This is a genomic window from Paenibacillus sp. FSL R5-0908 (assembly GCF_038006245.1).
GTDB lineage: Bacteria > Bacillota > Bacilli > Paenibacillales > Paenibacillaceae > Paenibacillus_AQ > Paenibacillus_AQ odorifer.
The window spans coordinates 4,050,701-4,070,682 of record NZ_JBBOUV010000001.1; the positions used below are offsets into that span (position 1 = coordinate 4,050,701).

A 19,982-nucleotide genomic window follows, 5' to 3' on the forward strand; every position below is an offset into this window, starting at 1 on the left:
ATGACTATCAGTAGGTAAGGAAAGGAAAGCGTAATGAAAAACAAGCCTGAACAAAAACGCCGTGGGGCGGTGAACTTCACCATGTACATGGTGGTAGGGCTTGGATTAACGGTTCTCATGTCGGCGGCGTCGATTAGCTTCGGCGCCGCCGACATGAGGTTAGCGACTGCATGGGAGGCTATTTTCCGATTTGATCCAACGCTCACTGAGCATCAAATTATACAAACCCTACGTCTTCCGCGTACCGTAGCCGATCTGATCGTCGGGTGCAGCCTTGCGGTATGTGGGGCTATTATGCAGGGAACAACGCGCAATCCGCTGGCTGACTCCGGACTGATGGGGATCAGCTCTGGGGCAGCATTCGCGATTGCTCTTTGCCTGGCCTTTCTGCCAGGTTATTCGTATGGGCATATGATGCTGTTTGCTTGTCTGGGGGCAGCCCTCGCGACCGGGATCACTTACTTCATCGCGTCACTGGGCAAGCGCGGGATGACGCCTCAGCGGCTGGTATTAGCAGGACTGTCCATCTCCATGCTATTTGGCGCACTCAGTCAGTATTTAGCGATCAATTATAATCTGGGTCGAGCATTGGCATTCTGGACGGCAGGCAGTACAGCGGGGGTCAAGTGGGGGGAATTGCTGATTATCTCACCGCTATTTATTGGTGGTGTACTGCTGGCGCTGGCGTTATCTCCTTCTGTTACACTGCTCAGTTTGGGGGATGATGTGGCAAGTGGACTCGGTATTCGTAGCGGACTGGTCAAAGGGTTATCGACGATTATCGTGCTCGTGCTGACTGGATTGGCTGTTGTCTTAGTTGGCCCGATCGGTTTTGTTGGCCTGATTACCCCACATATTGTGCGATACATGGTCGGTGTCGACTATCGTTACATTATTCCGGCAGTTGCACTATATGGTGCGTTGCTGACCGTGTCGGCCGATCTGGCTGGACGCTTGATCAATAAACCGTTCGAAACACCGATTGGCATTATATTTTCTATCATTGGTGTGCCGTACTTTCTCTTCCTGGCTCGCAAGCAAAGGAGGGAATCTGAATGATCAAGCAGCGTTATACGGTGCAAAGGGGCATAATCGTCAATCTAGTGCTTATGGTGCTCATCCTTATGTTTGCTGTCATTAGCATGAATTCTGGCAAAATGAATCTTTCACCGCTAGAAGTGCTGAATGTTCTCCTGGGAAACGGTACAGACAAGCAAAATCTGATCGTGTTCGATTTTCGCCTGCCACGAATCACACTGTCCATCTTGGTAGGCCTGGGAATGGGAGCGGCTGGGGTCGTGATGCAGAGTTTGCTGCGTAATGACATGGCTAGTCCGGGGACGCTGGGGATTAGTTCGGGATCGGGTTTGTTTGTCCTGTTCTTCGTCGTATTCATGGCATCGACAGGAAAGGGCTCCTTTATAGCCCTGCCACTACTGGCCTTTGTTGGCGGATTATTGGCGGCGGGATTGATCTTCTTATTATCGTATCGCCGTGGGCGAGATATTTCGCCAATCGGTTTGATCTTAACCGGGGTCGCACTCGGAAGCGGGTATGAAGCGCTGACCACCTTCCTGACTCTCAAGCTGAATGATTCGCAGATGGATTTCATGCTGCACTGGCTGGCGGGAAGCTTGTGGGGCGCTGATTGGCGTTATATTTCCGTACTGGCACCATGGGTCTTGATTTTACTCGGCTATATTTTCTACAAGTCTCGCATACTCAACACCCTCCATCTGGGCAATCAGACGGCAGAAGGGCTGGGTCTTGCCGTGAAGCGGCAGTTTTTGGGGTTGTCGGTCGCTGCGGTTGCTTTATCCTCTGGCAGTGTGGCCGTGGGCGGAAGCTTCTTTTTCGTTGGCTTGATCGCTCCGCATATGGCAAGAAAACTGGTCGGGCCCGATCATAAATTGCTCGTTCCGGCTGCCAGCCTGACCGGAGGATTAGTCGTGGTGCTGGCTGACACGATTACGCGCACAGTTAGCCTGGGGGGAGATGTTCCGACGGGAATTGTCATTACGGTTATCAGTGTTCCGTACTTTCTTTATTTACTATCGAAGGCCAATTAGGAGGACGTCATGGAAAGTATTACAGCGCAACAAATCGATATTGCCTATAATGACACGCTTATCGTACAAGAACTGGACTTGCAGATTCCGCGTGGACAGATTACCTCGATTATTGGTCCCAATGGATGCGGCAAATCAACCGTACTAAAGGCAGTTGGCCGGCTGCTCAAGACGAATAATGGTACGGTTTATCTAAATGGTGCAGATATCCGCACGCTGTCCACTAAGGAAGTGGCCAAGCAGATGGCGATTCTGCCGCAGACGCCGACCGCACCAAGCGGTTTGACGGTCGGTCAATTAGTCGCCTATGGGCGTTTTCCACATCAACGGGGCTTTGGCAAGCTCTCCAAAGAGGATAAGCAAGTAGTAGCCTGGGCCCTATCGGTCACAAAGCTTACAGCGTTTGAGCATCGTGAGGTCGATACGCTATCTGGCGGTCAGCGTCAGCGCGTGTGGATTGCGATGGCGCTCGCTCAGCAAACCGATCTGATTCTTCTGGATGAACCCACCACCTATCTGGACCTGGCGCATCAGCTTGAAGTGCTGGAACTGCTCTATGAACTGAATCGCAGTCAACAGGTGACGATTGTGATGGTGCTGCATGACCTGAATCTGGCAGCACGCTTCTCCGACTATATGGTGGCGATTCGTGAGGGCCAAGTGGTGGAGCATGGTTCGCCAGAGCGTGTAATGACGGTACGGACGCTGCGTGAGGTGTTTGCCATTGATGCGGAGATTATGCTGGAACCACGAACAGGGCGACCGGTGTATGTGACGTACGAGCTCTTGCGTGATAGTCGTAGAGAACAAGGAGTAGATCAAGGATTCCCAAAAGCTAAGGAACAGAAAGAGGCGATTGCCACTTGAAAATCGCATAACGTGTCCTTCTAGGTACACGGAATGCAGTTAGGCATTGGATTTGCCGGTGTCATGATAGCCACGATTCAACGCGTATAGCCTTTGCTGTAGCTTCCACAATCAAATAACTCCATGAAAGTGTGGGCTAAGGCTTTGTTGGAGAGGGGAGAGATAATAATAAATAACAACATATCCTAAAATTTAAAGCCGCAGGTACCTAGCTTGCAGGCTTTTTTTATTATTCGGAGCACTAGATTACGTGATTAATTTGAGAAAACCAGTATATATAACTCTAAATTGCCCGGAAACTGCAGATGGGGACCGCAACACAGCAGTTGTGAAGATCAGCTGGTTCAGACTCAGGCGCACAATCACAATAGAATCTAAGCGTGGCTAAAAGCTTGGAACAGATGTATCCCGCGGTGAGGACAAATCGGGCTGAACCGTACCATAAATAGGGTGAAAAATTAGTTGTGATTGAAGTTTATATGGAGATAAAATTAACCCCTAAGATGACTCTTAGGTTTTTGAATATGGATTAATACAACAATATTTACAAATTCATGATACGATATTGCTAAATCAGAAAATAGATGCTCCATATGTAAGATAGAATTAATTATTGATAGAACTGTTGAAGATGAATCATAACAAAATGATTGATGATCAACCAAGGATGTTTACTGAAACTATTATGACTCTGTAGAATGGGGGCCACTATATGTCATTAGCTAATAAAAAAGAAGAGTGTTTACTTATCGAGACATTAAAATCGCATATACCAAATGTAGAGGAATTACTGAATCCAGCAGTTGAGGAATCAGAGATAAATCTTTTCGAGAGCATGATGAACTGCAAATTTCCAGAAGATTTCAGAAAGTTATACATGAATTCTAATGGAGAAGGAGAGCAGATTTTTGGCGTTATGGCTGGTCTTGGTTGGATGAACATTGAATCGATAGTAAGCAACTGGAAGTCCCTTTTGGAATCAGCTTACGATATTATATCCAGCAAATCAGATGTAATAAAAGATGGGAACTACAGAGAAGGCTGGATTCCTTTTGCTGAAGATGGTGGTGGCTCATTTTTGGCAATAGATTTAGACCCCGGAGAAAAGGGCGTTTATGGGCAAATTATTACGATAGATCATAATTCTCATTTTTCCTATGTTATTGCAGAAAGTTTGGGACATTTCTTTGAATTTATCGATTCGAGCCTCAGAAATAATAGTATTGGTATTCGTGAAGAAGATGATGTAATCATATTATCCCGTGAAAGTGGAAGTTTGTTAGATGATATTTTGACTTTGACTAATTTGAATATCGAAGAGAACAGCCTTATCCCTGTAAGCGGATTTTGGGAAGAGTATTTTAAAGACGATGTTGAAAGTGGTTTTGTATCTTCAAAAACATTGAAAAAAAAGAGAATGGTATTTATTACAGCTGATCAAGCTCAAAAATACGGAGCAATATCTTTGGATATTTTAACCCATATGGTTAATCTTAAAGAACTTATTATACATGCGGATGAAATTACTAATTTTGATGTACTTCAACGGATGGCTTCTTTAGCAGAACTTGTGATAGGATCAGAAGCCTTTAAAGAGTCTGATTTGGAGTACTTAGTTTCTTTAGATGGGCTAAGGCAGCTAACATTAATAGGACTTCCATTAAAAGATATACATAAACTGAAAGATATAAAGAAATTAAAGAGTTTGAGATTATGTAGAATGAACTCAATTGATAGGGGATTAATAGGAACTATAAAAAATTTGAAGGAACTAAGTTTAGAAGAAATGGAGGTTGGCGACCTGCTTTATATTTCAAACCTTAGTAAGTTAATAAAACTAGAGCTCAAACAAGTGACTATACCACATTTATCATTCTTAAAAGCTTTAAAGAATCTAACGTTTTTTGAGACAGATAGCTGTGCATTAGATGAATCACATATAGAAGTTATAGGAGAATTGAAGAAATTAAAGCAGTTCACTTATCCGGTTGGAGATTTAACAATACTCAAAAATTGTATGAGTCTAAAGCAGATTGGAGTAGATGCATCAAGACTTAAAGGGTTGGAGGAAATTTCAGACTGTAATATAGTCGATATAACTATATTTCATGCAACATCGAAAGAGAACGCGAAGTCCGTAGTCGCGGAGTTTAATAAATACTTTAAACTTCAGTCATATGGATGGCAGGTAACATGGAAAGATTAATGAAACTTACCTACGCTGAGCTTTATCATAATAGGGTGAAATTTTTATAAAAGAAAGGAGACCTTTCCGCTAAGCAATCAGAGGGGTCTTTTTTTGCGAAACAAGAAATAATATACATGGGTCTGTGAAGTTTACAATAGTAATCTAATCATTGAACGTCTAGCATTAAGTATAATGGAGCGACGCATTAGGCGGATAAGGTGTACTACGGGTTGTTTATATTATCCTCGCATAATTTTTTCGAAATGGAGAGTTTATGAAAAAGACTATTGTTTTTGTATTAACGATACTTATATTATTCTCAGGTTTCGCAACACAAAGTTATGCGGCGTTGTCAGATACGCAATCTGCGGCAATACACGCGTTGCTGGATGATGCCCGTCGTATATCAGGTGTGCCGGGAATGTCAATCTCGATTCTAGCTGATGATGAAATATTCTACTTTTCTTCCGGGTATGCAGACCGTGAAAGTGGGTTGTCTGCAAGTGAGAACACACTATATGAACTGGCCTCGGTCAGTAAAGCCTTTACCGGCATGGGTATTCTGCTGTTGGAGGAACAAGGGCTGCTGTCAATGACTGACACTGTCCAAAAATATTTACCTTGGTTTACGTTAAAGTATCAAGGAAAACCTGTTGATATGCAAAGCCTTACACTCAATAACTTTCTTCACCATACTAGCGGCCTAACAAATGGTAGGCATTCTCAAAATATTCCCCAAGGCAATACACCAGATTTGCTGCAAAAGACTGTGGAAATGCTCGTAGATGCTGAGTTGGCGTTCCCTCCCGGTGAACAGTATAGCTATGGAACCGTTAATTATGACGTATTGGGTTTGGTTATTGAGATTGTGTCGGGACAAAGCTATGAAGACTTTATGAGGGAACAGGTATTTCAGCCGTTAGGTCTTCACCAGACGTATGTTTATAAAGAAGAGGCTCAAGCCACCGGACAGTTGGCACAGGGCTACCGTTCATCATTTTTTATGACAACTCCATATAACGCGCCGGATTATTCCGGGAATAAACCCGCAGGCTACATCATTTCTTGTACAAAAGATATGGCGCGTTGGATGGGCATACAGATGGGTATTGTGAAAGACATACCCGAAAGATTCCATACGGTTATCGAAAAATCACATCAGGGGGATATGTCTGTTCCGGCTGTTAACGAAATGTATTATGCGGCGGGCTGGACGGTAAACGCCAACCAAACGATTATAGAGCACCCCGGGGGAAATCCCAATTTTGGAACCGAAGTGATCATACTGCCAAATGAACGAACAGCCGTCTGCTTGCTGACCAACGGCGCCAATATCAACAGAAGCATGGTACTAAAAGTTAAAGATATATTAGACGGCAATCTAACGCAGTCATATGAAATAAGCGGCACACAGCTTTTGGACATCATTTTATCGTCTACCACAATTATTTTTTGCCTATTGGCCGTTCTGTTCTTTCTCTTAGGATTACGCAGAAGAAAAATGAATGGGCGGCAGCCAATGACAAAAAAGCGAGTAATCGTAACATCTATTTTGCTGATTGCTACGATTGCCCTGTGTATAATGTGCTGTGCATTAGATTGGTCAACGATACTTATTTGGCAAACATATAGTGTTCTTACAGCCTTGATTTCGTCAGCATTATTAACAGCAAGCATTACATGGTTTGTATACACTCACCGATATAATAGTCTGACAAGAGGAGGGGCAGAGCGAGGTTTTTTTGATTTATGAATACATGTTCTTGTCGCGATCAAAGGACAAGAACATGTAACCATTGCCAAAAATGGACAAGAACGTGTATCTATTTCCGCTAGAAGCAGAGGGAGAAGGTACATAATAGGATATTTTTGATTTTAGCATTTTATTTTACAACCCGATTGCACCTATTGAACTTCCATATCACTTCGTTAGTATATTTATCAACATTGTCTAATCCTCATCCTTGGCTAGCCCTCGCTCTGCGACCCTTCCTTACGACAAATCCTTTTTATACTGGATGGCCATGTAAATTCCACCAGCTAAAAATGCTAGCGCATATTTGAACAAGAAAAAGATGTTCCACATATACTCTTTAGGAAAAATCATGTCACATAGAATAATTGTCAACAGCATAAAGTAACTGCTTTTCAAAAAGATTTTATTTGTCCGTTCATCGTCTTGCCCAATCTTCTTATAAAATACATAGGTAAAAATCGCACTACCCATGAGCAGTAAAAAACCGACTCCAATGAGAATATTCCAATTTCCCGTAGATTGCTCAGCCCAGGACTTTAAAGGGTGAAAAATTGCGTTATGGATATCAGAAATAGACTTAATTTTCATTTTGATCATTTCCTTTCAAATAAGTAAAAACATCGTTTACATCAGCATTAAAAAAATCGGCAATTCGAAAAGCCAATAGCAGAGTTGGAACATAATTCCCTTTTTCCATTACAAAAATGGTTTGTTTGGAAACCCCGACTTTCTCTGCTAATTCTTGCTGAGACATTCTGGCAAGTACACGATATTCATAAACCTTATTGGATATTGAATCACCAAAATCTTTCTTCATGACCATCACCTCTTGAAGCAAATTATAAACTTATTTTTAATAAAAGTAAAGTATACTTATACTAAGTAATATAAAACCTTTATGTTTACTTAGATTGCCTTGATTTACAAGACTAGAATACAAAAAGAACCAGGCGAAATTCATGATTCCGCCTGGTTCACATATCGATCTGATATAATTTATGGTTTTTGGTGGTGCATTTTATGATTTTCAGTGGCGCAAATAGATGAATGATTGCCACGATCGTGCAAGAACAATTCACAGTCAATAGCAGACGGATGGCAATCGGATTACTTAATGGATCTGGGATGGACGAAACCCATGCCTTTTAGCACGCCAGGCAACAAACAGAGCAAGAAGCAAGAGAAGCAGGAGTGCCCAAGGAAAGGAGAGATATAGATGTACAAAATATTATGAGCCAGCATCCAGGCAAGAACCACAACCAAGATAGGAATCACCCCAGGTGTGAGTAAAACTTTGAATACTGAAATGCGTTTATCAGCTGACTGTCCCGGATAATAAAGCAGCGTCAGTCCAAGACTGGATAAATAAAGTCTTAGACTGCCGCTGTTCAATTATCATTTCCCGTTAGTTTATTCAAGGATGCTACGAAAAAACTATATATTTAGATTTTCATATTCAGATTAATGCCTGATTGAAGGATTTAATGAAATAAATTAAAAAATACCATACTATTTTAACAAAAAATTATTGAACATGTATTTCCGATTTGATATCATGTGGACTTAAAAATTTCATTAAATCATTACTCAGCTGTACAATCTCATTGTTAGCATTATTCGCATAATCCGGCAACATCATATCCCTAACCATCTTAGTTCGTAGCCATGTCATAAAGAAAAGATCCAAAAATAAGTTTGGAAATTTAAGCACCATTTTAAGTATTGGAGGATCAATTAAAACGCCCGCTTTTTGTATTTCCCTAAGATACGCTTTTAAAGTGACTGTTATTTTGCGTGCCGTCTTTCTGGTGCTGGCTGTTTTTTTGTCAATAATCTTATTCTCAGAATGCAAAAAACTCAACATGGCAATATCTGATACGGAATGTGTGATTAGATATGCTTGCATATCCTTTTTAATAACATAGGGAAGCTTAGCAGTTTTAAATAATTTTGCGAGATTTTCTATACGTTCTGTCACTGCACCATTAATTTCTCCAAATGCAGTTGCCGCTATAATCTTTGGTAGAAATCGCGTATGCAATACTCCATCTTTAATCTGTCCCCCGAAGCCTGGAAATGCTGGTAAAAGTCTATCCCCTACGATATCCAGCCACGAAGAAAATCCAATTGAATTACTAATCATCGTAACTATATTTTTGCTTTGATTATCTTTTAGCGCTAACAATGCTGATTCGGACCGATCATAACGAACGGTAACGAAAATAAAATCGTATACATCGTCATTTTCGAGCGTATCAATGACATTCACTTGTATCGATCTAACTGTACCTTTTTCTATATACTGCAGGCCATTTTCTCTTAATGATGTATATCTATTCGAATGTGCAAACAGGCTAACGTCAAACCCTGCTTCAATAAGCTTTATTGCGTACATGCTCCCGATGACACCTGCACCAAAAATTAAAATTCTATCTTGTTTTGCCGACATATAAACCACCTCTACTTATTAATATTCCCTTTTAATCATCCGACAACATGTTGTATGATGTGATTATAAATCTTCATTATTCCTTGATCAACCATCAGTTTTTTATGATTTGTCGGATGATATTCTTATTCCTAGTAGGAGGGAAACATGAAAAAGCAACCCCAAATAACGGAGAAAACAAGACAAAAGTTTGTAGAAGTTTTTTGTGAGTTATATAGCCAAAAGCCGATTGAAAAAATTTCGATTCAGGAAATCTCGAATAAGTCAGGATATAACCGCAGCACCTTTTATCAATACTTTACTGACATTTACGAATTGTTAGACTCTGTTGAAAATGACTTATTGAATGACATGAAAAAAGAATTGGCGAATAATGAGCGATCGATGGATACGGTTCAAGATACGCTCAATTGTCTGGATAAAAAAGAACATCTCCTGGTTCTTAATGCCCTTTTGGGTGATTATGGAAGTGCCCGTTTTTCAAAACGCTTAAAGAAAGAAATCACTTTGGATCAATTAGAATTAAACGTTCCGCAAAACCAATCCTTAACGCCATACTTCATTGAGTTTCACCTGACAACTGCTCTTTCTTTATTTCGTCTTTGGCTCCAGCGTCAAAAGGATTTATCGTCAGAAGAATTTTCCAAGTTAGTGGAGAACCTATATTCAAGAGGGATTACGCCCTATTTTAAAGAATAAGTCTGTCATTCAAACCAAATCCATATGTTCTATAACAATAAAAAAACGGGCATAAGCTTGTTTACACAATATACTCCATAAAAACTGACCGAACTTACTCTTAAGGTGGACGATGTTATAGACCACGAGATGGGGCGTTATTGCTTATATATGTACGGAGTGAGAGATATGAACATAATTAATCCATATAGCAATGAGGATTTAGCAGATTTTCTACACAGTGCTATTATGCATCATATATGAAGTATATTCATGCTGGCAATGGACAACGCTTAAGGTTAAGTATTATCTTATGCGGGAGGTCATCACTTCTTGAAATTTGAACTAGGACGTTGCTTACTGAATGAACGATTGATGGAATCCGGGAAGTCAGCGGAATGGCTGGCAAAAGACTTGCTTTTTAAACCAGAACGAGTTTACGACTTTATTGAAAACAAAAGAGTGATGCCACTCAAAATTGCCATATCGATCGCCGATTCCATCGGTTGTGATGTTCGTGACTTGTATGAATTAATTTCGAACGATAATGAAGTAAAGGGAGATTAATGGAATAGTTGATAGGTTACATTAAGAATACGAATGTGATCCATTAAGCTAGATAATGATAAACGATAGCTCAATCAAAATAAGAAGGCAGCCGGTCAAATGATCGGCTGCCTTTTCATTAGCTAATAAGCAGTTTACAGTAACGAAACTGATACATTTTGGATTGAGAAACCGTCTTTATACTGAAGCAGCAAAGGAGAGGAGGTTAGGCAAGCTAGGTAGGAGTGATTGGAACAAATGAAAATGAAATTTTTTTAAAGGAGACTTGAGATGAGATTGTTTGAATTATTGCTATATTTGTCAAACATCAGTTTGTTTGTATTAACAGTTGTATTAAAAAAAGGTCAGCGTATAATTCCAGTTTTCATTGCAAGCGGGATCGCCGCAGTTTTACTGGTCATTCATTGGACGGTGGAAGGATACAGAGTGCAGCTGTTTTTCCCATATTGCATAACGGTCTTTTTTTTAGCCAGTTCAAGTTATAGTTATTTTAAAAAAAGCAGTTTCCAAAAAAAACCTCGATTCCTGTTGGGTTCAGCTTATACCGCTATAGCGATCATGCTGGTCGGAACAGCGGTCCTCATGTATGCTTTTCCTGTATTTAAACTCCCTGAACTGACAGGAAAATTTAAGGTAGGAACGCAAACGTTTCATTTAGTGGATCCCAATAGGGAAGAGATTTTTGATAAAGCAAGAGAGGGTAAAAGAGAATTGATGGTTCAGGTATGGTATCCGACTCAAGCTGGTAGTGGCAAGCGAACTGCTTTTATTCCCGAACCGCGGATTTTAAGTTATATGGCCGCGAACTATGGTCTTCCCGGGTTTACTTTTCAACACCTGAAGTACGTATCCAGTCATGCATATGCGGAGGCGGAAATCTCTACGGCGCAGACTTCATACCCACTGATCCTTGGGAATCCCGGCAACGGCTCTTCTAGGTTCCTCCACACGTCGCAAGCCGAATATCTCGCGAGTCACGGATATATCGTGGCAATGATCGACCACACCTACAACACATCTGCAACCGAGTTTCCGGACGGTCGAATCACGACCAGCACAACCAACGACTTATTCTCGCCTGACCATGATTATCGGACGGAAAGCGGAAATCGCGACAAGTTAGGGAAAGTTTTAACCGACGATGTGGTGTTTGTGCTGGACCAATTCGAACTTATCCAATCGGGGCAGATTCCAAGTCATCTAAAAGGCTGGATTGATCTCGACCATGTCGGGGTGTTCGGTCATTCTATCGGTGGAGCAACGGCTTATGACGCTTCTTACGATCCGCGAATCGCGGTTGGCATCGACCTGGATGGAGGGCTTTATCGTCTGCGTGAAAGAGAGGGACTGCAAAAGCCGTTTTTATTCCTCAACTCGGAAAGCTATTTTGAAAAATTAAAAATGGTGATGGATAACCGGGTCTACACGGATGCAGAAATTAACCGTATGGGCTCAACCAGAGAGTGGGAGGATCAAGTAACGGAAGATAAAAAGTTAGAGCTAGAACGGATGCGCAAAGCGGTCGACGAAGGGGGACAAGTCCTCTATATCGAAAATACGGAGCATTTGAATTTTACCGACGTACAGTTCATTTCTCCGATTTTCAAAATGCTGGGCATTACAGGAAAGATTGAGCCCGATAGAGCGGACTCCGTTACCAATACCTATATGCTGAATTTCTTCGATATGTATCTGAAAAATCAAGACGGAATCTTAATGAAAGGACCAGATAGCCGCTTTCCGGAGGTGAAGTTCGTAACCTCGCTATAAATTACGGAGCAGGTTAATAAGATTGCAGTTTTTTTACACTGAAGCAACATCATTACGCTTACGGGGAAAGATCGATCAATCCATACACGATGGCAGCCGTCTAGATGATCGGCTGTCTTTTTATTAAGCTAACGGCTAGCCGGTAACTTTACCCTTTAAAGTACCGTAGCCGAAGTAGACAATCTTCTTGTCCACCGACATGTATATAACGAACTGTCCAATGACACAAAAGTGCCAACATAAGCTACTCGACAAAAGCTTGTTAGATCAGGCTTTTCTTTTTTTATGAAGGTACATTTGTGTTTATTGACTTAAAGTTACCTACATAGTCGCGCTATGATGGGGAAGGGATCCGTGGGCAAACACAAATATTGTTACGCCATCCCGATCATACGATCGAGGAAGAAAGCGCTCCAATTTCAGCCATTCTGAAAGAAACTAAAAGAATGAGCAACATGGTAGACGGCCTGCTTCTTCTGGCAAGAGGCGATTCACATGAGGAAGTTATCTCATGCACACCTGTTCGTATTGACGTGATCATTAAAGAGATCGCCAAAAAAATGGAGCCAATAATGGATTACAAGCAGTTGCGGTTACAGCTTCATGTCGAAGGCTCGGAATTGCTCATGAATGGAGATGAGAATCGTCTCATACAGTTGTTCATGATTTTGTTGGACAATGCCATTAAATTTACGCAGGCGGATGGGCAAATCGATCTTGAGTGTCTTAGGCAGGGGAAATCAGTTCTTGTAACCGTCAAGGATAACGGAGTGGGTATTTCGGAACATGAATTACCACTCGTATTTAATCGCTTTTATAAGGGAGATTCCTCTAGAAGTAGAGGGGATCATGGAGCAGGTCTAGGGCTATCGATCGCACGTTGGATCGTCGATCAACATCAAGGTACTGTCCACATTAGCAGCGGGGTAGGGTGTGGTACGACAGTTAAGATTCGTTTTCCGGTGATTAGTTATTGCTCGGAACTCGGAAGAGGAAGTGATAAAAAGATAAAATATATAAACCCCTAGATTGTGACACAATCCATATAGTGTCGAGGGACAATAACATACTCCCTTTGAAAGTCGCTATTTTAGCGGCTTTTTTATTTTATCGGTACATTCTGATTATTCATTTTATAGTCAATACCAGCTGAATGTTGGATTTGCAACAATTCGATAAAATTGATGGTTTGTTTAGTAGATTAATCGTTTTATACTAACTTTAACAACAGTTGTTGTAAACTTAAAAGAATAGAGGAGATTATTATCACTAAGGTATTATTTATTACAGCAAACCCCAATGACGAAAATCGTTCGTTTAGTATGGCAGTAGGAAAGGCATTTATTGAAACATATAAAGAAACAAATCCAACGAATGAAATCGTGACCTTAGATTTATTCAAGGAAGATATTCCAAATATAGATGCAGATGTTTTCAGTGGTTGGGAAAAGCTTCGTGCAGGACAGCAAATAGACACTCTTTCAACTGAGGAATTAGCGAAAGTTGGTCGCCTAAACGAAATTCTCGATCAATTTATATCAACGGATAAAATGATATTCGTAACGCCGATGTGGAACTTCTCATTCCCATCCGTTGTGAAAGCATATATTGATGCCGTAGCTGTACCTGGTAAGACGTTCAGATATACGGAGACTGGTGCAATAGGCTTACTTCATGGTAAGAAAGTGCTTCACATTCAAGCTCGCGGTGATTTTTATTCAGAAGGTCATTTAGCAGATGAAGAGCTAGGCGATCGGTATTTAAAACATATTATGAACTTCATGGGTATTACTGAATATGAAGGTTTATTTATTGAAGGTCATGCTAAAATGCCAAATAAAGCTGAGGAAATTAAAGCAGCAGGCATCGAGCGTGCAAAGCAATTAGCACGAAACTTTTAATCGTTTATTATCTTTATATTGCAATTCGTGGTCCATACAAAATGGGTCATGAATTGCTTATTTTTTTTGGAAATTTTCTGTTATAATTAAGTCATTCATGTAATCTAACAAGTGTTGAAAAATAATAGTATTTAGAGAAGGTAAGTATGAATGAAAAAACAAGATCCACGGATTCAACGGACAAGAAAAAATATCATGAATGGTTTTATGAGACTGATCAGAGAAAAAGATTTTAGTGATATTACCATTGCTGATATTACACAAGAAGCAGAGATTAACCGTTCAACGTTTTACTATCATTTTCTGGATAAATACGATTTAATCAATGTGATTCAAAAAGAAGTTCTTACGAAAGAAATTTTCAAAGAGGTAGCATTACAAGAAGTCATCGATGAACAAACGATTATTATGTCCCTAAAAGCTATCATGGGTTCTCAAATAAATTTATCCCTACAATGTCAACATGCACTTGAAGAATTTAAATCGATAATGGACTATGAAATTAAACAACGATTGACGGAAACTCTGCAAGCTTTATTAGATAAAGAACATGGTGTGAAAGAAGAACATTATTTACTTGCTACATTTTGGAGTTGGGGCATTTATGGGGTTGCAATGGCATGTGTAGAAGGAAAAGAAACTTTGCATACGGCGGTTAGCCGTTTGAAGAATATCATTTTAGGCTAGTATATAGTAATTTATTCTATATACTTTTTTTATCAAATTTTAAACCGACGTTTCAGGAAATCCATTGATATCTGTAGCGTCAAGAATTAGGTGTGAATGAAAATAACCTTGTCTTGTAGAAGATGGTGCTAGACATAGCTTGTAAAAAGGTATATACCTTAAAATTGGAACCAAACGCAGGTACCCGAGCTGAAATACTACTCATAGACATATGTACAAAATACGGGTTTTGTGAGGAAGTAGTATATAAATTAATGGAAGCAACCAATTTGATCCAAATTATTGCCCATTTACTGTTTATTAATGATTATCTAAGCAATGTTCAAAATTGCTGCCCTTTCCTAAGCAATTGATTCTTATTTAGTAATCGTATTATCTAAAACGAGTATTAAGCTTTAAAGCTCATCAAGTCTCGCATAAAACTTTAAATGCTGATTATGTTTTATTGTTGCGCTAGATTACATAACTCTCAATTATATAAAAAGTTATTCATTACCATTATTTAACTTTTAGAATCATCCTCATACATGTTCATCATTAAACCTTCAATTTCAAAGTAACTCTTCAGCTAACCTTAATTGTCTTTCCCGTTCTTTAGTTGTTGCCTCAGCTAATGAAGAACGATCTGATATGTAATTCACCAGTTATACTGCGTAGTCACTGCAAACCATAGCGTGTCCTCGCATATGTCCAGTTGCTATGGCTTGTGCAAAAGAACGGGCAGCATACTTACTAGCCTCGGTTGTGGACTCTTTGGCCAATTCATTGACTATGAATCCAACTTTTCTTAAATCAAAGGCTCTAATCTCACCAATTATACGCTTTTCTAGCGTTTCTATACCTAAATCAATCCGCGGGTCATTTACAAGCTGCTGGTCCAGATGATCCAGGTGCTCAGCTGCTACTTTCAAAGCCCATTTGGCCAGAAACTTCTGCGGCAGCTTTTCAAGCATGACTTCAAGTCGATTTCTTAATTCATGGTTATCTATAATCTTTATCTTTGGAGTACTGTAAGTAAATCCTTTAGTTTCTCTTATTTGCTGCTCATGTTTATTCCACGCGTATTCCTCAAACTCCAAACACACCACTCCCCCATTACAACACGGCACTGTTTAATTGCTTCAGATCTTCTTTTATAAAAAGAGTGTACCATACTGAAAAAATGTAAATTAGCCAGATTCTACGCGAATAGTCGCCTTTATTACTCCGGTGCTGGGTAAACATCTCTTCGATGATATTCATATTGAATATTTCTTCAATGCCACTATATCGTATTTGTTCGAACATTATATCTGAAATTGGAGTTTTGAGCCAATCACGAATGGGTACGGGAAATCCTAGTTTCGGGCGATTCACAATAGCTTCCGGAACGATTCCTTCCATAGCTTTACGCAAAGCAAGTTTTGTTGTTTTTTGCCCAATCCGATTGGACACAGGTATTTTACTAGCCGTTTCGAAAACCTCTTTATCTAAAAACGGGACTCTTAATTCTAATGAATGTGCCATGGACAGCTTATCTGCTTTTGATAAAATGTCTCCAGGTAACCAAAAATTCATATCAATAAACTGCATTCTTGTCGTAGGGTCTAGGTGAGCTGTCTTATCATAAAAAGGCTTAACGATATCCGTAGGATGTAAAAAGCTATTCTGAGCGTGTACCGATTCGTGGAGCAAGTTCATCTTACCGCTTTTGTTAAAGATGTTAGCATTTCCGAAAAAACGCTCTTCTAAAGGTGTCAGACCCCGAAGTAAATAATTCTTGCCATAAAAATGATAGGGATATACAGATAATGATTTTCGTAACGAATCCTTTATGAAGTTAGGCATCCAGGTTATCGGTTTTAATGCATTTGGCTCTCTATAGATTCTATACCCTCCGAATAATTCGTCAGCGCCTTCCCCTGATAGGACAACCGTGACATGTTCTTTTGCAAGCTGGTTCAGATGATAGAGTGCAATAGCGGAAGGGTCTGCAACTGGCTCATCTAGATGCCAGACCGTTTTCGGGATACTTTCAAAAAAGTCTTTTTGCGATAAAATGTGAAAATAATGATCTGTCCCCAGTTTGGCTGCCGTTTGATTTGCAATGATTGTTTCATTGTTCAGCCCTTCAAATCCAATCGAGAAGGTCTTTGTTGATTCTTCTGCTCTCATCATTGCAGCTATTGCGGTGGAGTCAATTCCACTGGACAAAAAACATCCTCTATCCACATCACTTTGTAAATGAAGATTTACAGACTCTTTCAATTTCCATTGAATTTCTTCTGCGTAGTCTGCTAAAGATCGTTCTACCGGTTGAAAATGGGGTTCCCAATATTTCTCGATCTTCATTTCACCATCCGAGTTAACAAATAATCGCTCCGCAGGTCCTAATTTATGAATGTGTTCAAACATCGTATCAGGATGCGGGACATACTGAAAAGTTAAGTAGCTGAATAAACTTTGATATTGAAGCTTTCTGGGTACCCCTTGCACTGCAAGTATGCTTTTAATTTCTGAAGCAAATAAAAGATTATTTTCGTCTTTGTAATAATAAAAAGGTTTGATCCCGAAATGATCTCTAGCAGCAAAAAGAGATTGTTCCTTAAGATCCCAAATCGCAAAACTAAACATTCCACGTAAATGATGGACACAGTCCTTGCCGTATTCCTCAAATAAATGCACAATGACCTCTGTATCTGATTGCGTCTGAAAGTGATGTCCTTTTAGCTTTAACTGATCTCGTAGTTTTTTATAATTATAGATTTCACCATTAAAAACAATCCAAAGGGTACGATCTTCATTGGTCATCGGTTGATTGCCATCACGTAAATCAATTACAGACAATCTGCGAAAACCAAGTCCAATGCGAGAATCGAGCCATACTCCCTCATGATTGGGACCTCGGTGATTCATAACCCCGGTCATTTGCTTTAAGGTTTCTTCATGTGGTGGCTGTCCATTATATTTTAATATTCCTGCTATTCCGCACATACTATGGCAGTCCTTCCTATTATAAAGATTAGGATATAGAGTGCCCATAATTGCTTTGATAAATTTATCATTTTTTTCTAAAGGATTCACTTATTTGAAAATACAAAAAAGAAAAGCCTGAATTAGCAGGCTTTTCTCATTCATTCTTACTTTATCTCTCCCATAAAGCTTCTAAAGTTCTCGACAATCTCTTTAGATCGGGTATGGTGCAAATAATGCTCCCCATCAAGCAACATCAATTTCCCGTGTAAGGAGTCTTTTATCTGTTCTTTATGCAGGGATTCCCAGCCTGGAACATCCGTATTTTCTTTCACAAGGAAGAAAATAACAGGAAGATCTTTAGGGAAATTTAATGTTTCCGTGGCTTTGAAATTGCTTTTAAAATGCTCTGCTTCGCTGATGATATTAGGATTCATCATGTTTTTAAGTGAAATCATTCTATTTTGTTCTTTAGTTTCCTCATCATCACTTGGTGTAACGATTTGGGCCGGGTTGAGTTTTACCATCAATCGCATAAATCCTGATTTTTTAAGCAGCTTATAGGTTCCAGATGGAAATTCTTCATCGTTGCCCCCTTGTGTGGGTACGCTGCTGTCGATGCCTACGAATGCACTAACTTCGTTTTCGTATTTGTTCACATAGTCCAGTCCGTAAATTCCCGCTATAGAATGTCCCATCAGAATATAACGATCTATCTTTAATTCTTGTAAAGCTTCATGAAGCTCACTCACGATATTGTCGACCGTTCGTTCTTTTGTGGTGACATCACTTAGACCATAACCAAACGGCTCAACTACTACAACTTTATAGAAAGGAGTCAGTTCATCTACAAGTGGTTTGAAATCAATTACGGGTGATGCGGTTCCAAACCCTGGGAGTAACACGACCGTTTCCTTGCCTTGCCCTTGTATGGTTACATTCATCTTTTTCCCGTCGACAGGTACAAGCTGACCATAGGGTTCTATTTTTCCTTTCTCCACTTTATTGCTGATCACATTGACTGTAAAAACGATGACCAGAAAAAGTGCTATGAGTATGACTATAGCGACTATTACTTTAAGTAAAATTAATAATGTTTTTTTCATACTTTCATTTCCTTCCTTGATGTTTCTTTTAATTTCTCCAACTTCTGCACCCCTTCATGTTATCCCTTATCTTTTGTCTATTTCATTCTAACAATCCAGTCTTAGATCCTGTGTAACGCAAGTTTAATTGATTCTTAACTTTCACCAGCTCCTAATGATAACGAATTAAGCTTCTGTTAAGATTTATATAACAAAAAACACCTCTAGATATCCGTCGATCAGCCATAGGCTAATCTAACGTTATCTAAAGGTGTAGTTGTTTCCACTATTAGTTCATTGATTATTTACGCGCTGCACGAAGCTTCTCAGGGGTTACATCGTTTCCATCCGGATCTAAAATTGTCACTCCAGAAAGACTGTTACGGACTTGTCCACGAATTTCACGCAGGTAGTCTTCACGCAAAGCGATCTGTTCAACCCATTCGCCTTGTGTAAGGCCTACTTCACGTTCTTTCTTAGCTAATTCATTGATGCGAGTCAAACTTGTAATCATCTATGTTCCTCTTTTCTTGGTTTTAATTAGCTTACTAATGGTTATGGCGGATAGGTCCTGATTCAAGCTAAATTATCAGCCATTTGTTTCATAAGTCTTCTTAATAATAAACGTTCTTCAGGTATAATTCCGGCTAGTAATTTATCCAGCTGTTTGTTCCAAATCTGTTCCACAGGTTCGCAGAGACTTCGTCCGGCTAGGGTTAGATACACTCGGCTAACTCTGCCATCTTCAGGATCTCTTTTTCGAACAACAAACCCATGATTTTCAAGAGATTTCACCATATTTGTTATGGTTGGAGGCTCACAATTCAAGCGTTCACTTAGCTGTATCTGTGTCATTCCATCTGTTCTCCATAACCGGCATAATAACTGTTCTTGACCCACATGAAGATTAAGTTCTCTAAGCAGCTCTGCATAATCTCTACGCATTTCCGCTGATATTCTATCCAGTAGTTCCCTTATCTCATCTTCTATCACAGATATTTCCTCCGTACTGC

19 protein-coding genes are annotated in these 19,982 nt (G+C 39.9%); 11 read left to right on the forward strand and 8 right to left on the reverse strand.

Going from position 1 to position 19,982, the window contains the following annotated elements; translation table 11 throughout:
• The first annotated feature begins 33 nt into the window (after positions 1-33).
• The 5 genes from MKZ09_RS18285 to MKZ09_RS18305 all read left to right on the forward strand — a co-directional run bounded on the left by MKZ09_RS18285 (position 34) and on the right by MKZ09_RS18305 (position 6,877).
• Entirely contained in the window at positions 34-1,059 is a 1,026-nt protein-coding gene (locus MKZ09_RS18285) for a FecCD family ABC transporter permease (RefSeq protein ID WP_076133042.1), read from the forward strand.
• On the forward strand, positions 1,056-2,069 hold the full coding sequence (locus MKZ09_RS18290; RefSeq protein ID WP_076201166.1) for a FecCD family ABC transporter permease: 1,014 nt from the start codon (positions 1,056-1,058) through the stop codon (positions 2,067-2,069). The genes MKZ09_RS18285 and MKZ09_RS18290 overlap by 4 nt, the downstream gene beginning before the upstream one ends.
• A gap of 9 nt (positions 2,070-2,078) precedes the next feature.
• On the forward strand, positions 2,079-2,936 hold the full coding sequence (locus MKZ09_RS18295) for an ABC transporter ATP-binding protein (RefSeq protein WP_076201165.1): 858 nt from the start codon (positions 2,079-2,081) through the stop codon (positions 2,934-2,936).
• A 712-nt stretch (positions 2,937-3,648) separates the two neighbouring features.
• Positions 3,649-5,142, forward strand: coding sequence for an SMI1/KNR4 family protein (locus MKZ09_RS18300; RefSeq protein ID WP_076201163.1), 1,494 nt, complete (start codon positions 3,649-3,651; stop codon positions 5,140-5,142).
• A gap of 256 nt (positions 5,143-5,398) precedes the next feature.
• Positions 5,399-6,877, forward strand: coding sequence for a serine hydrolase domain-containing protein (locus MKZ09_RS18305; RefSeq protein WP_076201160.1), 1,479 nt, complete (start codon positions 5,399-5,401; stop codon positions 6,875-6,877).
• A 240-nt stretch (positions 6,878-7,117) separates the two neighbouring features.
• Here MKZ09_RS18305 and MKZ09_RS18310 read toward each other — a convergent pair whose 3' ends face one another.
• From MKZ09_RS18310 to MKZ09_RS18320, 3 genes are all read right to left on the reverse strand, one after another.
• Positions 7,118-7,468, reverse strand: a complete 351-nt coding sequence (locus MKZ09_RS18310) for a hypothetical protein (RefSeq protein ID WP_036677002.1) — start codon at positions 7,466-7,468, stop codon at positions 7,118-7,120.
• The gene (locus tag MKZ09_RS18315; protein WP_076133030.1) at positions 7,458-7,697 is read right to left on the reverse strand and encodes a helix-turn-helix transcriptional regulator; all 240 of its coding nucleotides are present in this window, start codon (positions 7,695-7,697) and stop codon (positions 7,458-7,460) included. The genes MKZ09_RS18310 and MKZ09_RS18315 overlap by 11 nt, the downstream gene beginning before the upstream one ends.
• A 708-nt stretch (positions 7,698-8,405) precedes the next feature.
• Positions 8,406-9,329 (reverse strand): ketopantoate reductase family protein, encoded by a 924-nt coding sequence (locus MKZ09_RS18320; RefSeq protein WP_076201155.1) that lies wholly within the window; start codon positions 9,327-9,329, stop codon positions 8,406-8,408.
• A gap of 147 nt (positions 9,330-9,476) precedes the next feature.
• Here MKZ09_RS18320 and MKZ09_RS18325 point away from each other — a divergent pair, with 147 nt between their 5' ends.
• The 6 genes from MKZ09_RS18325 to MKZ09_RS18350 all read left to right on the forward strand — a co-directional run bounded on the left by MKZ09_RS18325 (position 9,477) and on the right by MKZ09_RS18350 (position 14,932).
• On the forward strand, positions 9,477-10,028 hold the full coding sequence (locus tag MKZ09_RS18325) for a TetR/AcrR family transcriptional regulator (RefSeq protein ID WP_076201153.1): 552 nt from the start codon (positions 9,477-9,479) through the stop codon (positions 10,026-10,028).
• 312 nt (positions 10,029-10,340) lie between these two features.
• Positions 10,341-10,574 (forward strand): transcriptional regulator, encoded by a 234-nt coding sequence (locus MKZ09_RS18330; RefSeq protein ID WP_076201151.1) that lies wholly within the window; start codon positions 10,341-10,343, stop codon positions 10,572-10,574.
• Positions 10,575-10,844: 270 nt separating this feature from the next.
• Positions 10,845-12,344, forward strand: coding sequence for an alpha/beta hydrolase family protein (locus MKZ09_RS18335; RefSeq protein WP_076201149.1), 1,500 nt, complete (start codon positions 10,845-10,847; stop codon positions 12,342-12,344).
• A gap of 446 nt (positions 12,345-12,790) precedes the next feature.
• Positions 12,791-13,372: an ATP-binding protein gene (locus MKZ09_RS18340; protein WP_143767274.1), complete on the forward strand. Its 582-nt coding sequence runs from the start codon at positions 12,791-12,793 to the stop codon at positions 13,370-13,372.
• Positions 13,373-13,609: 237 nt separating this feature from the next.
• Positions 13,610-14,245 carry an FMN-dependent NADH-azoreductase gene (locus MKZ09_RS18345; RefSeq protein WP_076201144.1) on the forward strand — a complete coding sequence of 212 codons (636 nt, stop codon included), beginning with the start codon at positions 13,610-13,612 and terminating at the stop codon, positions 14,243-14,245.
• A gap of 150 nt (positions 14,246-14,395) precedes the next feature.
• Positions 14,396-14,932, forward strand: a complete 537-nt coding sequence (locus tag MKZ09_RS18350) for a TetR/AcrR family transcriptional regulator (RefSeq protein ID WP_076201142.1) — start codon at positions 14,396-14,398, stop codon at positions 14,930-14,932.
• A gap of 644 nt (positions 14,933-15,576) precedes the next feature.
• On the opposite strand, the gene MKZ09_RS18355 is transcribed toward MKZ09_RS18350, so the two are convergent.
• The 5 genes from MKZ09_RS18355 to MKZ09_RS18375 form a co-directional block, all read right to left on the reverse strand.
• Positions 15,577-16,011 carry a putative immunity protein gene (locus MKZ09_RS18355; RefSeq protein WP_218643090.1) on the reverse strand — a complete coding sequence of 145 codons (435 nt, stop codon included), beginning with the start codon at positions 16,009-16,011 and terminating at the stop codon, positions 15,577-15,579.
• 16 nt (positions 16,012-16,027) lie between these two features.
• Positions 16,028-17,905: an asparagine synthase (glutamine-hydrolyzing) gene (asnB, locus tag MKZ09_RS18360; RefSeq protein ID WP_076201140.1), complete on the reverse strand. Its 1,878-nt coding sequence runs from the start codon at positions 17,903-17,905 to the stop codon at positions 16,028-16,030.
• A gap of 146 nt (positions 17,906-18,051) precedes the next feature.
• A complete protein-coding gene (locus MKZ09_RS18365) occupies positions 18,052-18,990 on the reverse strand; it encodes an alpha/beta fold hydrolase (RefSeq protein ID WP_076201138.1) in 939 nt (312 codons plus the stop codon).
• A gap of 280 nt (positions 18,991-19,270) precedes the next feature.
• The gene (locus MKZ09_RS18370; RefSeq protein WP_036676956.1) at positions 19,271-19,483 is read right to left on the reverse strand and encodes a DUF896 domain-containing protein; all 213 of its coding nucleotides are present in this window, start codon (positions 19,481-19,483) and stop codon (positions 19,271-19,273) included.
• A gap of 62 nt (positions 19,484-19,545) precedes the next feature.
• On the reverse strand, positions 19,546-19,962 hold the full coding sequence (locus tag MKZ09_RS18375) for a MarR family winged helix-turn-helix transcriptional regulator (RefSeq protein WP_239498746.1): 417 nt from the start codon (positions 19,960-19,962) through the stop codon (positions 19,546-19,548).
• Positions 19,963-19,982: the final 20 nt, after the last annotated feature.